Annotated in this window: 14 protein-coding genes, 1 tRNA gene and 1 pseudogene; 10 read left to right on the top strand and 6 right to left on the bottom strand. The window is 46.2% G+C overall.

The annotated features are described in order from the left end of the window. The first annotated feature begins 11 nt into the window (after window positions 1–11). Together G343_RS0110990 and G343_RS0110985 are read left to right on the top strand one after the other, a co-directional pair. Window positions 12–1,022 (top strand): GNAT family N-acetyltransferase, encoded by a 1,011-nt coding sequence (locus G343_RS0110990; protein ID WP_020008200.1) that lies wholly within the window; start codon window positions 12–14, stop codon window positions 1,020–1,022. Window positions 1,023–1,159: 137 nt separating this feature from the next. Further along, window positions 1,160–1,726, top strand: coding sequence for a YdcF family protein (locus G343_RS0110985; protein WP_020008199.1), 567 nt, complete (start codon window positions 1,160–1,162; stop codon window positions 1,724–1,726). A gap of 355 nt (window positions 1,727–2,081) precedes the next feature. Here G343_RS0110985 and G343_RS0110980 read toward each other — a convergent pair whose 3' ends face one another. Further along, window positions 2,082–2,795 carry a GntR family transcriptional regulator gene (locus tag G343_RS0110980; RefSeq protein ID WP_020008198.1) on the bottom strand — a complete coding sequence of 238 codons (714 nt, stop codon included), beginning with the start codon at window positions 2,793–2,795 and terminating at the stop codon, window positions 2,082–2,084. 148 nt (window positions 2,796–2,943) lie between these two features. On the opposite strand from G343_RS0110980, the gene G343_RS0110975 reads away from it, so the two are divergent. From G343_RS0110975 to G343_RS0110960, 4 genes are all read left to right on the top strand, one after another. Next, window positions 2,944–4,269, top strand: coding sequence for a 6-phospho-alpha-glucosidase (locus tag G343_RS0110975; RefSeq protein WP_020008197.1), 1,326 nt, complete (start codon window positions 2,944–2,946; stop codon window positions 4,267–4,269). Window positions 4,270–4,290: 21 nt separating this feature from the next. Continuing rightward, window positions 4,291–5,034: a chitin disaccharide deacetylase gene (chbG, locus tag G343_RS0110970; RefSeq protein ID WP_020008196.1), complete on the top strand. Its 744-nt coding sequence runs from the start codon at window positions 4,291–4,293 to the stop codon at window positions 5,032–5,034. Between the two features lie 2 nt (window positions 5,035–5,036). Then, window positions 5,037–6,440, top strand: coding sequence for a PTS transporter subunit EIIC (locus G343_RS0110965; protein WP_026366374.1), 1,404 nt, complete (start codon window positions 5,037–5,039; stop codon window positions 6,438–6,440). Between the two features lie 198 nt (window positions 6,441–6,638). Next, window positions 6,639–6,709: transfer RNA gene (locus G343_RS0110960), tRNA-Thr, on the top strand. A gap of 494 nt (window positions 6,710–7,203) precedes the next feature. On the opposite strand, the gene G343_RS0110950 is transcribed toward G343_RS0110960, so the two are convergent. Further along, window positions 7,204–8,286 (bottom strand): acyl-CoA dehydrogenase family protein, encoded by a 1,083-nt coding sequence (locus tag G343_RS0110950; protein WP_020008193.1) that lies wholly within the window; start codon window positions 8,284–8,286, stop codon window positions 7,204–7,206. Between the two features lie 195 nt (window positions 8,287–8,481). Between G343_RS0110950 and G343_RS0110945 the strand changes: the two genes are divergently transcribed. After that, window positions 8,482–10,416 carry an aconitate hydratase gene (locus tag G343_RS0110945; protein ID WP_020008192.1) on the top strand — a complete coding sequence of 645 codons (1,935 nt, stop codon included), beginning with the start codon at window positions 8,482–8,484 and terminating at the stop codon, window positions 10,414–10,416. Between the two features lie 165 nt (window positions 10,417–10,581). Here the strand turns inward: G343_RS0110945 and G343_RS0110935 are convergent, their stop codons facing one another. From G343_RS0110935 to G343_RS0110920, 4 genes are all read right to left on the bottom strand, one after another. Beyond that, window positions 10,582–11,871 (bottom strand): hypothetical protein, encoded by a 1,290-nt coding sequence (locus tag G343_RS0110935; RefSeq protein WP_020008191.1) that lies wholly within the window; start codon window positions 11,869–11,871, stop codon window positions 10,582–10,584. A 120-nt stretch (window positions 11,872–11,991) separates the two neighbouring features. Next, window positions 11,992–12,747 (bottom strand): anti-sigma factor, encoded by a 756-nt coding sequence (locus tag G343_RS0110930; RefSeq protein WP_020008190.1) that lies wholly within the window; start codon window positions 12,745–12,747, stop codon window positions 11,992–11,994. Beyond that, a complete protein-coding gene (locus tag G343_RS0110925) occupies window positions 12,740–13,315 on the bottom strand; it encodes an RNA polymerase sigma factor (RefSeq protein WP_020008189.1) in 576 nt (191 codons plus the stop codon). The genes G343_RS0110930 and G343_RS0110925 overlap by 8 nt, the downstream gene beginning before the upstream one ends. 97 nt (window positions 13,316–13,412) lie before the next feature. Then, window positions 13,413–14,096, bottom strand: a complete 684-nt coding sequence (locus G343_RS0110920; RefSeq protein WP_020008188.1) for a class F sortase — start codon at window positions 14,094–14,096, stop codon at window positions 13,413–13,415. 109 nt (window positions 14,097–14,205) lie between these two features. Between G343_RS0110920 and G343_RS14605 the strand changes: the two are divergent. The 3 genes and pseudogenes from G343_RS14605 to G343_RS0110905 form a co-directional block, all read left to right on the top strand. Next, a pseudogene (locus tag G343_RS14605) lies at window positions 14,206–15,021 on the top strand (PTS transporter subunit EIIC); the annotation flags it as partial. A gap of 305 nt (window positions 15,022–15,326) precedes the next feature. Beyond that, window positions 15,327–17,093 (top strand): solute:sodium symporter family transporter, encoded by a 1,767-nt coding sequence (locus G343_RS0110910; protein ID WP_020008186.1) that lies wholly within the window; start codon window positions 15,327–15,329, stop codon window positions 17,091–17,093. A 23-nt stretch (window positions 17,094–17,116) separates the two neighbouring features. Continuing rightward, window positions 17,117–19,168, top strand: coding sequence for an alpha-glucosidase (locus tag G343_RS0110905; RefSeq protein WP_156823615.1), 2,052 nt, complete (start codon window positions 17,117–17,119; stop codon window positions 19,166–19,168). The last annotated feature ends 8 nt before the right edge of the window (window positions 19,169–19,176 follow it).

The raw sequence follows: 19,176 nt of genomic DNA, 5'->3' as shown, positions 1-19,176 counted from the left end.
GAGGGCTTACTATGAACAATGATATCTACTTTACGAGGGAATACGCACAGGTCAATGAGCTGATTGAAAGCGGGGAAGCGATCTTTTTCGAAGTAAAGAACAGGTATGGGCATATGACGCTCAGTGCGATCAAACGGGCGATCGATACGCAGGTGGACGGCGAAACGTATTACGATCTGATCACTCCTTACGGCTACGGGGGACCGGTTGTGCATCACTATACGGATCTGGACGGCCTGCTTGCAGCGTTTGAAAAACGTTTCTCTGAGTACTGCAACACGAATAATATCGTCGCGGAGTTTGTCAGATTCAACCCCATATTTCAGAATCAGAATCCATTCAGAAAGATATATGATGTCGAGTATATACGGAATACTGTAGGAACGGATCTGGAGAATTATGAAGATACATTCCAGGAAGAATTTTGTGCGACTGCACGCAGACGGGTCCGGAAACTGTTCAGGGACGAAAGGATTTCATGTACCCTGACTGAAGGTTTTGATCATATCGAAGCGTTCATAAACATTTATAACGAGACGATGAAGCGGAATGATGCTACCGGCTTTTATTACTTTGACCACAGATATTTCTATGAAATGAAGCAAAAGTTTCCAGAAAACATTATTACAACAAGTGTTTCCTATGACGACGAGATCATCGCCATGGGGCTCTATTTCATCTCAGGTAATGTCATACACGATCATTTGAACGGTACGAAAACAAAGTATCTGAATCATTCACCAGCTTATCTGCTCAAGTATACGGCAATGAATTGGGGGAAGAAGAATCATTACTCCGTCATCCATTATGGCGGCGGGGTTTCCAATGATGTGGATGACAGTGTGCTGAAATTCAAGAAAAGATTCTCCAAAAACACAGAATTCAAGTTCCATATTGGCAGGAAAATATGGAATCGGGCGGTGTATCACGAACTGTGCCGGCTGGCAGGCACGGATGAAAATACTGAATTTTTCCCGGCCTACAGAGCGCCAAGAGTACCAACGAAAAAAGTGGCCGGCTGATGTTTATTCCGAAGGTTGTTTGATGAGCAGCCTTCGGAATTTGTATACATATTCGAACCAGACAGCTCGAGTACAGAAAATTGATACGAGCAGGGAATGGCTGTGTCCGGCGTCCAATGCTTAAATGAGGTGGGCCAATGAAGATTAGAATAACAATCATTGTCATATGTATGGTTTTAATGCTTATCGTGGTTGCGTTGATTGACAGCTTCAACCATAGCTATTCAGATACACCGGTCGACAGTGACCTCATTGTACTGGTCGGCGGTGACGCGGGGCGCATGGAAAAGACCGCAGAACTCTATCATGCAGGGCATGCAGACTATATTCTAATCACCCCGGTGATTGAATCTGAAACATCTTCACAAAGTACAGCACTTGCCGTTGCCCACGGTATCCCAGAAGACGCGTTGATCAAAGACTACGAAGCCACCAGCACCTATACCAATGCCGCCATCACCATGGAGGTCATGCGCGCCCGCGGCATGACTTCAGCACTCGTCGTTACCAGCGATTATCATATTAAGCGAGCGAAACATATTTATGACAAAGTGAACGATGGGAGTATTGAATTCCGGTATATCTCTGCATTAAACGCAGACGGAGAGCGCTGGCATGAAGGCGGGAACTCATTCTATATATGGCGGAGCGAACTAATCAAGCTGTGGGGGTACAGACTCGGCATGTACCGATGGAGTGAATGATGATGATTGTTTCATCCGTGTTACGGAAGACTCGAAGTTTTCATCTATAATTCTTCCTCTTTATCAGACTTATTATAGAACGATTAAAAGTATTATACAAAGCAAATTTAACTGTACTATTAATTTACAGCATAAAAACTCTTGCAGTTAGTGTCCTGTATACTGAAAGTTGAATTGTGACTGCAAAGCTGCTTAACATGGCGTTATCCCCAGTCTATGTCCGTAGACTGGGGATTATTAGATGTAATGGCTGAGTCGTCTAATCAGTTATCATAGTTGTCCAGTCAATACCAATAAGCAAACAATGTGGGTATCACACCGACGAGATAGGCGGCGAGAAGATATTCAGTTTTGATCATTTCTCCGACACCAGCTTAAATGTATATTTTATCGGATGGTAGTACACTTTGGAATACTCGAATATTGTACCGTCATCGAATGTGGCGCAGGCTTCCAGACAGAGCATCGGATCCTTTGTTTCGAGGTGCAGCTGCGCCATCAATTCATCGCTTGGCAGGATCGGTTTTAAGTCCGCATATCTTTTACTGATGTTAAACCCTTTTTGATCGATAAATTCATATTTTGATTGCTTCAGCACATCAACGGACAAGTCCGGAAACAGCTCAAACGGCAGATAGGATTCTTCCAGTATCAAAGGCTGCCCGTCAGCAAGCCGTAAACGCTTTACATAATAGACTTTTTGGTTCTCTCCGATATTCAAATATTCTCTGACCGACTCCGACGGTACAGTGAGCTGGAATTCCAGTATCTCATTAGAGGGATTGTTATGTAATCCGCTCATCTCCTCGGTAAACCCCTGCAGTTTATAAATATCATGTTCGATCTTTTTCCCGCTGACATATGTCCCGCTGCCGTGGACACTGTAGATCAGTCCTTCCTCGATCAGAATCTTCACTGCCCGTCTCACTGTCACACGGCTGACTTCATACATCTCTGCCAGCTTTGTTTCTGTCGGGATGGCTTCCCCATCACGGGCATCATTCGCAATGATGTCCGTTTTTATCTTGTTTGCCACCTGCTGATATAAAGGCAAAGTTGTCTCCCACATAGTGCATTCAAACCTCCTGCTTAATTACTTCCATTCTATCATTTGTATCCATTTATTAATACATCTTTGTAAATTTGTATTTTAGTTGTATTGTATTATAAAAAATGTCATGTTATATTTGTATTAAATTAAATGGAAGGGGTTTCATATGGAGAGAAAGAATCTTGTCATTGCCGGTGGGGGCAGCACCTATACACTCGGCATCATCATGAGTCTGATTGAAGAGAAAGAGACACTCCCTTTAAAGACACTGACACTCTACGATACGGATGGTGCGCGTCAGGAAAGAATTGGCCAGGCGACAGCAGTCATATTGAGAGAAAAATATCCGGAACTGGAGTCTTTCAAGTACACGACCGATAAAAAAGAGGCGTTTGAGGATATCGATATTGCCTTTCTGCAAATCCGGACCGGCGGGCTGGCCATGCGTGAGAAAGATGAACAGATTCCGCTGAAGCATGGTGTCCTCGGCCAGGAAACATGCGGCCCCGGCGGCATGGCTTACGGGATGCGCTCCATACCGGACATGATCGAGCTGGTGAAAGACATCCGGACATACGCCAAAGATGCCTGGATTTTGAATTACACCAATCCGGCCGCGATTGTTGCTGAGGCGCTGAAGCGTGTATTTCCGGAGGATGACCGGCTGCTTAATATCTGTGATATGCCGATTGCCATCATGCAGAGCTATGCGGATATGCTCGGCAAAGACGTGTGGAATCTCGTGCCCGGGTATTTCGGTCTCAATCACTTCGGCTGGTTTACGAAAATCGAAGATACACAGGGGAACGATTATACACAGACGATTAAAGACAAAATCATCAGCGAAGGGTTCGTCCCGACCGACAGTGAAATCGCCGATGATGCGTCCTGGAAAGCGACCTTCGCGACCGCCCGGCAAATACTGATGGACTTCCCGGATTATCTGCCGAACACTTACCTGCAGTATTATCTGTACCCGGAGGATCTGGCAGAGAAAGAATCGCGGGATAATACGCGTGCCAGACAGGTCATGAACGGCCGGCAGAAACGCGTGCACGAGACATGCGATCGGATCATCGCAGATCAGTCGATGGCGAGGGCATCACTGACACATGATATTCATGGGGTCTACATGGTGAAGGCTGCCGCTTCCCTCGTTTATCATCTGAATCATATTTTCACGGTCATGGTCAAAAATGAAGGCGTCATTGCCAACATTCCGTTTGATGCCATGGTTGAAGTGCCGGCGATGTTGGGCGCTCATGGTCCAAAACCATTCGCGGTCGGAGAGATACCGACGTTTTATAAAGGATTGATTGAAAATCAGTATGCATTTGAAACACTCGTCGTTGATGCCTGCTTTGAGCGGAGCTATAACAAATTGCTCCAGGCATTGACGCTCAACCGTACAGTGACGGACGTTAATAAGGCAAAAGCGATACTTGAAGATCTGATCAAAGCAAACCAGGGATATTGGCCGGAATTGAAATAGGCCGAAAAGGGGATGGAAAAAATGAAACGGTTAATCATCAACGCAGACGACTTCGGTTACTCACGGGCGGTCAATTACGGCATCATCGATGCTTATACTGAGGGCATACTCACTTCAACCACACTGATGACCAACATGCCGGCAGCCGAACATGCTTTCAGACTCGGCGGAGACCATCCGGAACTTGGCATCGGTGTGCACCTGACCCTTACATGCGGCAGACCGCTTGTGGCGGGTCATCACACACTGGTGGATGCAAAAGGAAATTTCAAGAAAAACAGCCACTACCAGGGAAAATTTCATATCGATCCGGAGGAATTGTACAAAGAATGGCAGGCACAGATCGAGAAGTTCTTAAGTTCAGGATTGACACCCACGCATCTGGACAGCCACCACCATGTCAACCATCTTGAGGACGTGCTGCCGGTATTCAAAACGCTGGCCAATGAATACTGTCTGCCGGTGCGAAATAATTTTGAGTCAGCAGTTACAGATTATATCACCACTGATTATTTCCAATATGAACCGGATATCCTGCTCGCGGATAATGACGAGATCATCGATACATTCGGCAGTGCAGAAACCATTGAAGTTCTGTGCCATCCCTCTTATATCGATAAAGCACTTCTGAACGGTTCTACCTATGCCATGCCAAGGTTGGAAGAACTCGATGCGCTGACAGATGACGATATCAACCAGCGCATTCAAAACGATGATAGATTCAGGCTGATCACCTACCGTGATCTAAGCAGGAAGGGGTCATGACAATGAAGAAATTCATGCAGAATTTGGGGAAATCCATGCTGATTCCCATCGTCGCCATGCCGATTGCCGGGATTTTATTCCGCCTGAGTGCCGAAGATCTGCTCAACATTCCATTATTCCAGGCTGCGGGCATCGTCTTCGATAATATGGATGTGCTCATTGCGATCGGTATCGCCATGGGGATGTCGAAAACGAAAGACAGGGGGATTCCTGCATTAACTGGTTATCTGGCAATCACCATATTAAATCAGGGGCTGACTCTCATGAATCCGGACCTCGATATGAGCGTCTTCGGCGGAGTGCTCTCCGGTTTGATTGCCGCCGGGCTGTATAACAGGTATAAAAATACCCAGCTGCCCGCCATATTCTCGTTCTTTGGCGGTGAGAAATGGCCGATCACATTGACCATTCTCATCATGATTCCCGTCGCCGGGCTGGCGTCACTCGTCTGGCCGTATGCCCAGGCAGGCATTGATTCCTTCGCTCAGGCACTGGTCGGCATGGGCGCATTCGGCATCTTCCTGTTCGGCTTCCTAAACAGGTTCCTGCTGCCGTTCGGACTGCATCACGTACTGAACACATATATCTATTTCGGACTGGGCAGTTATGAAACACCGGACGGGGAAACAGTACAGGGCGAAATCACCAGATTCCTCAACGGTGACCCGACAGCCGGTTTCTTCCTCGGCGGGTTCTTCATCGTCATGATCTTTGGTGTGCCAGCGGTTGCGCTCGCCATCACAAGAGCGGCATACAAGCAGAAAAAAGAGAAGACTAAAGCGCTGATGGGATCCGGCAGTATGACCTCCGTCGTGGCCGGACTGACCGAACCCATCGAGTTCACATTCATTTTCACTTCACCATTGCTTTACTTCATCCATGCCATCTACACAGGACTCGCCGGTGCCACCCTATATCTGCTGAGCATCCGGCACGGCTTCTCGTTCGGTGGCAGTGTCATTGACTACGCCTTGAATCTGGGCATCGCCGATAACGGCCTGTTCATACTGCCCATCGGTCTTGCTTTCGGAGCCTTATATTACTTCACCTTCTATATCCTGATCACGAAGCTGGACATCCCAGTGATCGGCAGAGAGAAGGATGAGGAATTCGGAGAAGCAAAAGATGAGGAGGAGTATGAACTGGAACTCAGCCATTCCAAATATGAATATATGGCCAAGAAGATCCTGGAGAACGTTGGCGGCAAAGAAAACATCACAGACTACGAAAACTGCATGACCCGGCTGAGACTCGTTGTTGAAGATATGAGCCGCGTCGACGAAGAGAAGATCAAACAGACCGGTGCCCACGGCGTCGTCAAAGCCGACGACCACAACCTTCAGATCGTCGTCGGGCCCCAGGCCAATAACGTCAATGCCGAGTTTGAGAAGCAGATGGAACAATAGGATAGTGACACAGAGTGCAGACACACACAAGTTTCCCGGTTAAGGGGAGCATGTGTGTGTTTTATAATATAAGAAAGTATAATATTACTATATAAAGTGTAAATCTATTACTAACAGGGAGAAATTCAAAAATTTTAATAACACAGATGTACAAGATTGGTATGGCTTATGTTATAATGAATTTTGGTATTTTCATCTGCCGACATAGTTTAATGGTAGAACACAGCCATGGTAAGGCTGCAATGCGAGTTCGATTCTCGCTGTCGGCTTATATAAACCTATGAATCACATTCTTCAGTCATTTTTCATCTTCCTATTTAAATAATTAAGATGCGCTTTGCGGGGAATCATAAGAAATATAGGTATCAGTAAAATGAGCATAGTCGCAATTGCTTGAACACTCATCACTTGCGCCCTCTTATTTTCGTTATAGAATAATATGTGAGGAGGGGGATTAGCCCCCCGTAATAGAAAATCATTCTTGGTTATCCCTTTTGCTTTCGAGATTACCGAGTTGCCAGAGTCTGAGTTGTTTGATTATTCCTGGAGCGATTAATACTAGTGCTAGTAGTATTGGTTGTTCCAGGATTTTTGTATCATGTGCCAGGATTTTCACCTCCTTACATATATAATTACACTACATTTACTTGTAGTATCTCAGAGTTTTATACCACTTAATTTCACTCCTGCTTTTAACGGTTAAATAGGGAAAGGTGTGCTGAGACAGTACTGTCTCAGCGCACCTTTTTACATGAGATACCAATTAAAATTTATTGACTTCACCTTCTGTATCCACCAATAGCCCATGCTGTGATGCTGTGTGGAGATCCCGGTATATCCGGTTCAATGGATGATCTGCCATAACGACATCCATTCCCAGGTAGCGAATGAGCGTTTGAGCGCCTGTGACCGCAAAGTGGACAACAATTTTACTTTGGTAGAAAACTGTTTCCATTTCTTTGGAAGTGAGGGGAATACCCTTGGAGTGGTTATTCCAGCTTGACTCAATTTTTTCATAAAAATTTGCACGTGATTTCAGGAAATCTGCTTCATTCTCTGCCAGAATTTTCTTCGTATGAGCGTAGTGGTTTGAGCCGTTCTTTGACCACCGGGCTTTTTTCGATTCGATGTGGTTTCGTGCAGCCTCAAAGAAATGGCTGGCGACACCCATAACTGTGGCCGCGATATTTGCTACAGCAAATGGTGTAAAGGGGTAATGATAGACTGGGTGATCAAAATGGAAGTGGGGATCGCTCACGTCGAAACGTCGTTTAGTGGGGACTAATGCATCCTTCACATGAATCGTATGGCTGCTCGTTGCCTTTAGACCGAAAGCGTTCCAATCCGCTTCAACTGTCACCTGATCCGGAGTAAAGGCAAAAGCATACAAACTTCCGTTTTCTGTATCATTGGATTCTATGATACAGCTTGCAGTAAATAGGCTGGCATGGTCTGCACCGCTGCAGAAGCGCCATGTACCGTTGATCATGTAGCCGTCATCCGTCTTTCTGGCTGTACCGTTCGCTTTTTCGCTGCCGGCAATATAGAAATCACGGACAGAAAAATATTTCCTCACCTGGTCCGGTTTTATCGTGGTGGCAAAGAACCCGGCGCCGGAACCAATCTGTACGACCCAGCCGAAACTGCCATCCACGTGAGCGGCTGCCTCGAAAATTTTTAACGCTTCCGGCAGCGGTTTGATGCTGCCCCCGATTTCAGCAGGGACGAATAATTTAAACAGGCCTTTATCATAGATATATTCCAGTGCTTCATTGCTCAGCCGTCCTTTCTGCTCCATATATCCTGCCTGGCTTCTGATCTTTTCGGTCGTCTTTTTATCAATCATTGTCAGCCTCCTCATTGAAAAATGATAATAAAAAACGCCTCACCGTGCAAACCTACACATAAAATTCAATGATTCCCAAATTATCTGGAGGATTTTGCTAAATTTCCAGTTTAACCTTCTCAAATCAGTGAATAGTAGTTATATACGTATATTCTCAATTGATGAATATATTAAATATGAGGAGGGCGAAAAAACATGGCATTGAATGTTGCTCAGAAGTTAATTCAGGATCATTTGGTTACTGGAGAGATGAATCCTGGTGAAGAGATTGGTCTGAAGATCGATCAGACGTTGACGCAGGATGCCACAGGTACAATGGTGATGCTGGAGCTGGAAGCAATGGGCATCGACCGGGTGAAGACGGAAGTTTCAGCCCAGTACGTGGATCATAACTTGATCCAGGAGGATTATCGTAATCCGGACGACCACATATTTCTAAGGAGCGCGGCCAAGAAATTCGGCGTACATTACAGCAGACCCGGCAACGGGGTGAGTCACCCGGTGCACATGCAGGAACTGGCGCTGCCCGGTAAGACACTGCTCGGCTCTGACAGCCACACATGTGCAAATGGCTGTATGGGCATGCTGGCAATCGGTGCCGGCGGTGTTGATGTCACGATGGCCATGGCCGGTGAGCCATACCATATCAAGATGCCGCGCGTCATGGGTGTAGAACTCACAGGCAAAATGCCTGACTGGGTCAGCGCGAAGGACGTCATCCTGGAGATGCTGCGTCGTCACAGTGTTAAAGGCGGTGTCGGCAAGATCATTGAGTATTATGGTCCGGGACTGGACGAGCTCTCTGCGATGGACCGTCACGTGATTGCCAACATGGGTGCAGAACTGGGTGCCACAGCGACAGTGTTCCCGGCAGACGGCGAGATCAAGCGTTTTATGAAAACACAGGGCCGCGAAGATGAATGGTCCGAATTAAAAGCGGATGCAGGGGCAGAATATGATGATCACGACCAGATCAACCTCTCAGAACTGGAACCGCTGGTTGCGAAACCAACGAGTCCCGACAATGTCGTACCGGTGACTGAACTGGCTGGAGAAACGATCTATCAATCCTATATCGGTTCTTCTGCGAACCCAGGCTATCGTGATTTTGCGGTGGCCAGTGAAATGGTCAAAGGCAGACAGATCGCCAACGGCGTATCACTTGATATCAATCCGACATCCAGACAATTGCTGCAGCAGCTGGTTGAAAATGGCCATATCGCCAACCTGTTGTCCGCCAGCGCACGGCTGCACCAGGCCGGCTGTAACGGCTGCATCGGTATGGGACAAGCACCGGCGACCGGAGAGAACAGTCTGCGGACTGTGCCGAGAAACTTCCCTGGCCGTTCTGGTACGAAAGAAGACAAAGTCTTCCTCTGCAGTCCTGAAATCGCAGCAGCTTCAGCACTGACTGGTGTCATCACAGATCCGAGAACAATGGATATGCCTTATCCTGAGATTCCCGAGCCAGCAAGCATAAATGCGCAGGAGATGCTGGAAGCACCGGCAGAAACAAACAGTGAAGTTGAACTCGAAAAAGGACCGAACGTCTCTACAATCCCTGATTTCGATCCGATTCCGGACGACTTCGATCTGCCAGTGCTGTTGAAGATGGGGGACAACGTCTCTACAGATGAGATTCTTGCCGGCGGTTCGAGAGTGCTGCCGTACCGCAGTAATATTCCAAAAATCAGTACGTTCACTTTCGAAGGCATCGACGAGAGCTATTATGAAAGAGCACAGGAAAAACGCGATGCCGGCGGACACATGGTCGTTGGCGGATTCAACTACGGCCAGGGTTCAAGCCGCGAACACGCCGCACTGGCGCCCCGTTATCTGGGATTAAAAGTGGTGCTGACCAAAGACTTTGCAAGGATCCACTTGCAGAATCTGATCAACTTCGGCATCCTGCCGGTAACATTCGTTAATGAAGATGATCATGAACTGATCGAAGAAGGAGATATCCTCGAATTCAGGAACATCCACCAGACAGTTCAGGAGCATAACACTTTCGATGTTAAGTTGAAACGTTCAGGAGATTATATCAAAGTGAAACATAATATGACCCACAGACAGATTGATCTTCTGCTTGCCGGCGGCATCATTAACTGGGTCAAAGAAAGACAATAGGCAGAAAACTGAAAAATTTGGATGAATATAAACAAGCCGAAGCACTGCGATCACTTTTCGTGATCCATGCTTCGGCTGTTTTTATCGCAACGGAAGCCATTTTTACATAAAATGCCCGGCTCTGAAGGCGGAGCCGGGCGTCAGTAAAATGGTCAATCATTTCCTCTATCTGGTTGGATAGTCATCTGTTTCGTATTTTTTCACTGGCGGTGCCATTGACGTATCTGGCATTTCTTCAGGCATTTCTGATTTGAATTGATCTGGCATCTGCATGACAATAGCACCTGAGAGCCCTTTACCTGTCATGAACATATGATGATAGGCTTCTCTTGTCTGATCGTAAGCCGTCTGGTAATCGCCCTCTGCATAAGCATCAAATGCGCCGATCAGCTGGTCAACATGCATTTGCAGACCTTCTGACAGATCTTCACTTGGCAGGTTGCCTTCTGTCGCTGTATCCATAAACTCTGAGAAATTGTCCCTGTACATCATTAGATTATCGAGTGCTTCCTGCTTGGCATTCTCATCGTCTTGCGCTGTGGCATTTACATAGTCGACAAAGTAGCCGATATGTTCACTCCACATTGTTTTAAATTGCTGTCCTGCTTCTTCACCATAAACTGAAGTGACTGCTGCAGCCAGATCTTCTGTGTTGTGATTCAATGCCTCGGTGGAGGCTTCAAAGTCTTCTGAACCGTCGATGCCGTTCTGCATGGCAACAGCTGCAAGGCCAGCATGTTCACTGAACAGATAGTTCAGTTCAGAACGCAAGTCTGCTGCCGGTGTTGCCGGGTCGGTATGGTTATACTGATCCGGGAACTGGTCAGCGATCGCAGTTGACAGCCCTTTACTGACCATGTACATATGATTGATGGCTTCCCTCTCATACTCATATGCCTTTTCGTAATCGCCCATGACATAGGCATCAAATGCGCCAATGAGCTGATCAACGTGCATCTGCAATCCTTCTGCCAGTCCTTCAGCTTCAACACGTTCCTCTGTGGCATTTTCTAAAAACATCGAGAAATCTTCTCGGTACTGTGCCAGCTGATTCAATGCTTCTTCTTTTCCGGACGCATCTTCTTCAGCGGTCGCATTCACATAGTCAACGAAGTAGCCGATATGTTCACTCCACATTGTTTCAAACTGCTGTCCTGCCTCTTCTCCATAGACCGACGTGATTGTTTCCGCAAGTTCTGCTGTGTTCTGATCCAATGCGGCTGCACTTTGGTCAAAGTCTTCAGCACCGTCGGCGCCTTTCCTCATCGTTTCTACTGCAAGAAATGCGTGCTCACTCAACTGATGGTCGAGTGTTGCTCTTAAATCCGCGGCTTCTGTGTCAACTGTGGGCATGTGTTCTTCCCCTTGGTCTGCTTCGTTTGCCTGTGCCATGCCAGCATTTGAAAATACCAGTAATGCGGCAACAGGTACAAACAGTGCTTTCTTAACGTCCATCCTCTCACTCCTTTTATAGTTTTCATAATGTATACGAGAGAGATGGCCGATTGGATCACATTATTTCTGAAAAAACTGAAAAACCTGTTTCGACTTTTTGTCGAAACAGGTTCTGTTCCCTTAAAATTCGCTGGACATAACGATGTCGCCCTGAGGTGTATCATTGTGCGGCGACCCTTCTATCGTGATTGCCACCATATCCCAATTGATATCAGCGGATTCATCAAGGGTGAAGACAATATAGCCGTTCCCATTTTCATTCGGCACGAATGTCCCCGCTCTGTATGGCTGTTCATCTTCCATGAGCCATACCTGATAGACTTCGCCTTCATTCAAGTTGGTGAAGTTATTGGCTTCCAGTACAAGTGTCTGCTGGCCATCTTCCTCATGCATCGCCATCTGAGCATCCATATCCTGGGTTTCCGCTGACGGTTGCAGAGTGACAGCCTCTTCCTCGTTGACGAGTGCCTGTGACAGGGAATCCGATGGCTCCTGGGAGGACCACAGATATATGTTGCCGATTACCGACAAGAAGAGGGCGGCCGCAAGCGGCAGCATCATTTTTTTATAGATGTTTGATGTCCCACTTCTTTTCTTATCTGGTTTAACATCGCCATTTTCCGTTTGTTTTTCGTTGGTTTCTGTATCCGAATCAAAGATATTCGTCAGAATGCGGCTTTCCATATCTTCCGGCGGTTCAACCTGTTCAAGCCCATGGACGAGGTCAGCATTCAGTGCTTCTAATTCCGCCAGTTCCTGCTGGCAGTCGGGGCACTCTGCAAGGTGCTTTTCGAACGCTTCACCGTCTGCTCGATTCAACTGTCCATTATAATAATCGATGAGCTGTTCACATTCTTTTGAGTGTTTGTTATTCATCATGAGTGCCCCCTTTCTCTGAGCGTTCAATATTTTTCTTCAAATGGCCGAGTGCCAGCCGAAGGCGGCTTTTTACCGTACCGACCGGCAGGTCCAAAGCCGCCGCAATCTGGGATTGGGAATAGGCCTTGAAGTAGAACAATGTAACAATCCGCTGCTGTTCGTCATTCAGTGACTTTACGGCGTGCGCAATTGTTTTCTGATCCTCGTGCTTTTCTGCCGTCTTTTCAACAGTTGAATTAAAAGGATTAGTTTCGTTATCCACATCATCCCGTTCATCGTATTCGAACGTATCCAGCTGTTTGCGTCTGGACAGATCAATGACAGCGTTGCGGGTGAGCGTAATGAGCCACGTCGACATTTTCCCCTTAGCGGCATCATAAGCGCCTTTTTTCTGCCATAGTTTCATGAAGACATCCTGAACCACCTCTTCCGATTTCTCGTGGCTTGAGGTCATCTTGTATGCATAGGAATAGAGCAGCTTTTCATACTTCCGGTATAGTCTTTCCAGACAGGATTTGTCACCTGCCAAAAGACCATCATACAGTTCTGAATCCGTGCTGGCCATACGATTCTCCTTTGTTTTGCAATCTTTTTTACTATTATATATTAACACGGAATAAAAAGACATGGAGGCTTTAAATTCAATGGCCTCCATGCAATGATCAGACATCCGTATTCAGTTCAGTATAGATGACCCATCGATTCGGTGTGCCGCCTGCTTCATAGTCGTACGGCCCTTCACAGGTAATCAGGTTTAGCAGACTGTTGTGTGAGTAGCCGAAAATTTTATCCACCGGCGCCGAGTCAGCATCAAACAGCTCCTTATCATAGACGGTGAATGTCAGCGAGGTGCCGTCCTCTCCGTGAACGATGATCTCGTCACCCGCTTCAAGAGTGTGGAGCTGGGAAAACACGCCAGGATTTACCGTATCATCCACGTGGCCGGCAATAACGGAATTACCCGGTGCACCCACCTTATATCCAGGTTCATACCACGCCGCCTCGTGCAGTGTATCCGGTACAGCCATCTCACCGTTGTCCAGCTGGCCGAGATGCTGGGTCGGAGCATCCACATCGATTGCGGGGATTTCTATCCGTTCAGGTATGATGCCCTCGCGCTCATCTTTCAATATTTCAACGGATTCACTTGAAGTATTGGACTGGCTGTTTTCCTCGGAAGCGGAGGCCGTGGGTTTCACTTTGCCGGTGTCTTCCGGGGACTCAGAAGAGGCTTCTGTACTTTCTGTTTCAGAAGCAACATTCTCATCAGCCGTCTCCGTATCCTCACCACCACAGCCCACAAGCAGGAGTGCCATCATCATTATCAACATTAACAGTTTCTGCACGACTTACACCTCGTTTCAAATGATTTATCGTCTCTTACTGTATATACGTTGGAAAGAGTAGATTGGATCACCTGAGGCGGAGAATTCATACGGGAAAGTAAAGAAAAGAGTGGATGGTCAGCTGATTCAGGGTACACAAAATATATTCTTCGCACAATTAGCTGATCCGGATGTTGAAAAATTCTATGAAGGCACTTCCAGGTTCATGTCTGGCCGATTCATCACAATGATGTTCGGTCTGCTTGGTGCAGGTCTTGCAATCTATCATACTGCAAAACCTAAAAACAAAAAGCTTGTCGGCGGTTTGATGCTTTCAGCCGGATTGACATCGTTCTTCACAGGTATTACAGAACCACTGGAGTTTTCATTCCTGTTCGTCGCACCAATCCTTTATGTCATCCACGCGGTTTATGATGGTCTGGCATTCATGATGGCAGATTTATTCAGTATAACAATTGGACAGACATTCAGTGGTGGATTCATCGATTATATCCTGTTCGGTGTGCTGCAGGGCAATGATAAAACAAATTTCCTATATGTCATACCAATCGGCATTGTTTGGTTCCTCCTTTATTACATCACTTTCCGTTTCATGATTACAAAAATGAAACTTAAAACGCCAGGACGTGAAGAAAAGGATATGTCACAGCAAGTCAATGCCAGCGAAAAAACAATGGCACTGGCAAAAGGATTAGGTGGCGGAGACAATATTGAAGAATTTGATAACTGTGCCACACGTCTCAGAATCACCTTAAAAGATATCGAACAAATAGATGAGGATACGATTAATAGTACCGGTCCTAATGGCATAGTTAAAAAAGGAAATGGTGTACAGGTGATTTATGGCCCTCAGGTTAGCAATATTAAAAATGATCTTGAAGAGTATTTGAATCAGGAAAACAATCAAGAAAAAGATAACGACTGATTAAAAAGTAGGAACACATGCACAAGTTGAAGTGTATGTGTTTTTATATGTGAAAATAATATGGCCTGTATGGTTGTATCAGCATGAGTCTATCCATTGATTAAAATTAACAGAATTAAAAGAATATTAAATCTAATCATTGCAATAATGAATGCGGTTACATTATAATGTCCGAAAAGGTAATAATCTATTTTTAAACATCATTACTAAAAATAAGGAGTGTTGCCCTATATTTCAAACTTACGATAAATGATGGTTGTCATTAAAAGCAAACAGCAAAAATTTTAAACAATGGGGGACTACTGATGGGTGAGTTTTTATTCACGATATTGTCCTGTGCGTTTTTCATGTTTTTGGTGGCCTGGTATTCATACCAGAAAACGAAAAACACAATTAGTGATTCCACGGGGTATTTTCTCGCCGGCCGCGGACTGACCGGGGGCTTTATCGCCGGTTCTTTGATCCTGACGAACCTGTCTGTGGAGCAGCTGATCGGTCTGAATGGGCAGGCCTTTGGCGGAAATTTATCCAATATGGCCTGGGAAGTGACGGCTGGTTTTTCAGTCATTGTGTTAGCTTTGGTATTATTGCCCCGCTATCTGGGTGGCGGATTCACTACTCTGCCGGGATTTATCAATAACAGATTTGACCAGGGCACCAGAATACTGGTCGTCTGTCTGTTCATGCTCGGATATGGGCTGGTAACGATTCCTTCCGTGCTGTATTCCGGCTCGATAGCGGTATTACAATTATTTGATGTACCTTCGGCATTGGGGATTTCATTTGAACAATCGATGTGGCTGGTGGTGTGGATCATCGGCATTATTGGCGCCAGTTACGCAATTTTCGGCGGTTTGAAAGCGGTTGCGATATCTGACACGTTAAATGGCATCGGCTTGCTGCTGGTCGGCTTTCTTGTACTTATCCTTGGGTTTGTTGCGCTGGGGGACGGCAATATATTCCAGGGGATGAAAACGATCACGGTTGAAAATCCGGAGAAGCTGAATTCCATCGGTTCCAGTGAGGACGGCGTGCCTTTTGGGACAATATTTACAGGGATGATTTTCGCTAACTTATTCTACTGGGGGACGAATCAGTATGTCATCCAGCGGACGTTAGGGTCAAGGAGTCTGGCTGAAGGTCAGAAAGGGGCATTGTATACAGGGTTCCTGAAAATCCTGGTGCCATTCATCATGATGATTCCGGGTGTTATCGCTTTTCATCTGTATGGTCCCGGCCTGGAGACGATTGATCTTGCCTATCCGACGCTCATTGCAGATCTATTTCCTACTTTTCTCAATGGGTTTTTCCTGGCAGTGCTGTTAGGGGCGGTGTTTTCAAGCTTTAACTCCTTGTTAAACAGTGCAGCAACAATGTTCGTATATGATATATATAAAGTATTGATCAACACGGAGGCCTCCGACAAAAAAATGATCCGGGTCAGCCAGTGGTTTGCGGTTTCACTCGCTTTAATCACCTTTTTCATTTCACCGCTGCTGTTAAACGCACCGGAGGGACTGTGGGTGATTATCAGGGAATTCACCGGATTCTTCAATATACCAATTATCGCAATCGTATTAGTGGGCATATTTTCGAAACGGATTCCGCCGATCGGGCCTAAAATTGCCATCATTGTCCATGTGATTGTGTATTACATGCTGCTGTGGGGGCTGCCGATGATTTTTGGTATCGATGTGCCGATTAATTTTATCCACGTCCAAGGTCTGTTGTTTGTCTTAGCCCTGGCAATCATGTTTATCGCCGGTTTCCTCAGACCGCTGCCGGAGAAGTTTGTCTTCAAGCCAAACGCATCTGTCGATATGACACCATGGAAATACGCGATTCCGGTGTCCATCATACTATTTAGCAGCATGGTGTTTACCTTCATCGTATTCTCAACGATCGGATTGGCGAGCCCTGAAAATATTGTCTCCGGATGGTTCTGGCCGGTAACAATAGTCCTGGTTATTGTCACTGCACTATTATTCTATGTGTCTGTGAAGTCATGGAATAAAAAGTATGGGGACTTTATCTTAACCAAACATGAGGAACAACTGGAAGAAAGCGGTTAATACTTATTTGAAAGGAACGTTTTATGATGGTGAATGCTCTGCATGGCGTCAATGTTGTCAGTGACGGACGTACGTTTGAGCTAAGATATTTTGACAGATTATTATTCCAGCACTCCAGACAAAACCCGGCGCTGTTCATTGGAAAGGGTCATGAAGATATAAAAATGTACCGGGGAAATTTCGAGATGAATGATTATGTATCGGAAAGATTCCCCTTGTATCCGGAGACGATCGAACAAACAGATCATAAAATTCTCATCCAATGGCATTTGCATCCCAATGATGACCATATAGTGGTTACAACGGAGATTAAGGAAGACAAAGGTTCCCTTTATCTGAATTTTGAACAGTGGAATGACTGGTATAACCGCTGCTGGATAAGGATCCCTTCGACCGCAGAAGAAAAAGTCTATGGCTGTGGAGAGCAATTGTCCTATTTTAATCTCAAGGGTAAAAATTTCCCGCTTTGGACATCTGAACCCGGCGTCGGCAGAAATAAGAAGACCTATACAACCTTCCAGGCCGATGTGAAGGATAAGGCGGGCGGGGATTACTACAACACAAACTATCCACAGCCGACATTCATATCTACCGAAAAATATTTCTGTCATTCAGAGACGACCGCATACGCTGATTTTAATTTTGAAAACAATGATTTTCATGAACTGCACTTTTGGGAAGTCCCCAATTCGATTGTGTTTGCTGTGGCCGACACGTTTAAGGATCTTCAGGGGAAACTGACTTGCTTATTGGGCAGACAGCCTGAATTGCCGGCATGGACTTACAATGGTGTCTGGCTGGGTATCCAGGGCGGCACTGAGGTCGTTGAACAGAAGCTGGATGAAGCAAAAGAGGCCGGCTTGAAAGTAGGCGCCGTCTGGCTCCAGGACTGGCAGGGCAGAAGAACGACCTCTTTCGGTAAACGGCTGCAATGGAACTGGCAATGGGACGCGCGCCAGTATCCGGAGTTGGATACAAAGATAAAAGAATGGAATCACAGAAATATAAAATTCATGGGTTACATCAATCCTTATCTGGTGGATGATGGCATGTTGTTCAAAGAAGCGCAGGCGCTGAACCTTTTGGCAAAAAATGAAGCGGGCGCGGATTACCTGGTCGACTTTGGGGAGTTTTACTGTGGGGTGGTGGATTTTACGAATCCAAAAGCCGTGACCTGGTACAAAAAAGTGATCAAAGACTATTTGATTGATTTAGGGATGTCGGGATGGATGGCGGATTTTGGAGAATATCTGCCGACAGATGTGGTGCTCCACGATGGGTCCTCAGCATTAAAAAGACATAACGAATGGCCAAAACTGTGGGCGGAAATTAACAGGGAGGCTGTGGCAGAATCCGATCGGGCCGGGGATATCGTCTTTTTCATGAGAGCGGGTTACACTGGGATACAATCGAACTGTCCACTCCTTTGGGCAGGCGATCAGAGTGTGAACTGGAGCATCGATGACGGGCTGGCTTCCGTGATTCCGGCCGCATTATCTGCAGGGGTAAGCGGCATGGGTCTCCACCACTCTGATATTGGAGGTTATACAAGTTTGCATGGCAACAAAAGAAGTAAGGAGCTGCTTATGCGCTGGACTGAGATGGCCGCTTTTACACCAGTGATGAGAACACATGAAGGCAACCGGCCGGAGGATTGTTTCCAATATGACAGTGACTGGGAAACGTTTAGCCATCTTAAGAAAATGACGGACATTTACACAACACTGTCTCCGTACATTAAGAAATGTGTGAAAGAAAACTCAGAGACAGGTTTGCCAGTGCAGCGTCCGCTGTTCTATGAATATGAAAATGACGCGTACAGTTATGATGTTCAGTATCAGTATATGTTAGGGGCAGAATTACTGGTGGCTCCGGTATATGAGAAAGATGCCGGCGCCTGGGAAGTATATCTGCCAGACGATGACTGGATTCATTTATGGAGCGGCCAAAGATTTAATGGCGGTTTTATCAGTATAGAAGCCCCGTTAGGCAGACCGCCAGTATTCTATAAAGCGCAGTCAGCGGACGCCGGACTGTTTGAAAAAGTCGGAGCGTTAAATGGGTTTCAATCATAATGATCGAT

The organism is Salinicoccus albus DSM 19776, from assembly GCF_000385175.1.
GTDB lineage: Bacteria > Bacillota > Bacilli > Staphylococcales > Salinicoccaceae > Salinicoccus > Salinicoccus albus.
The sequence above is the reverse complement of the archived record's forward strand: the minus strand, read 5'-3'. Positions and strand labels throughout refer to the sequence as shown.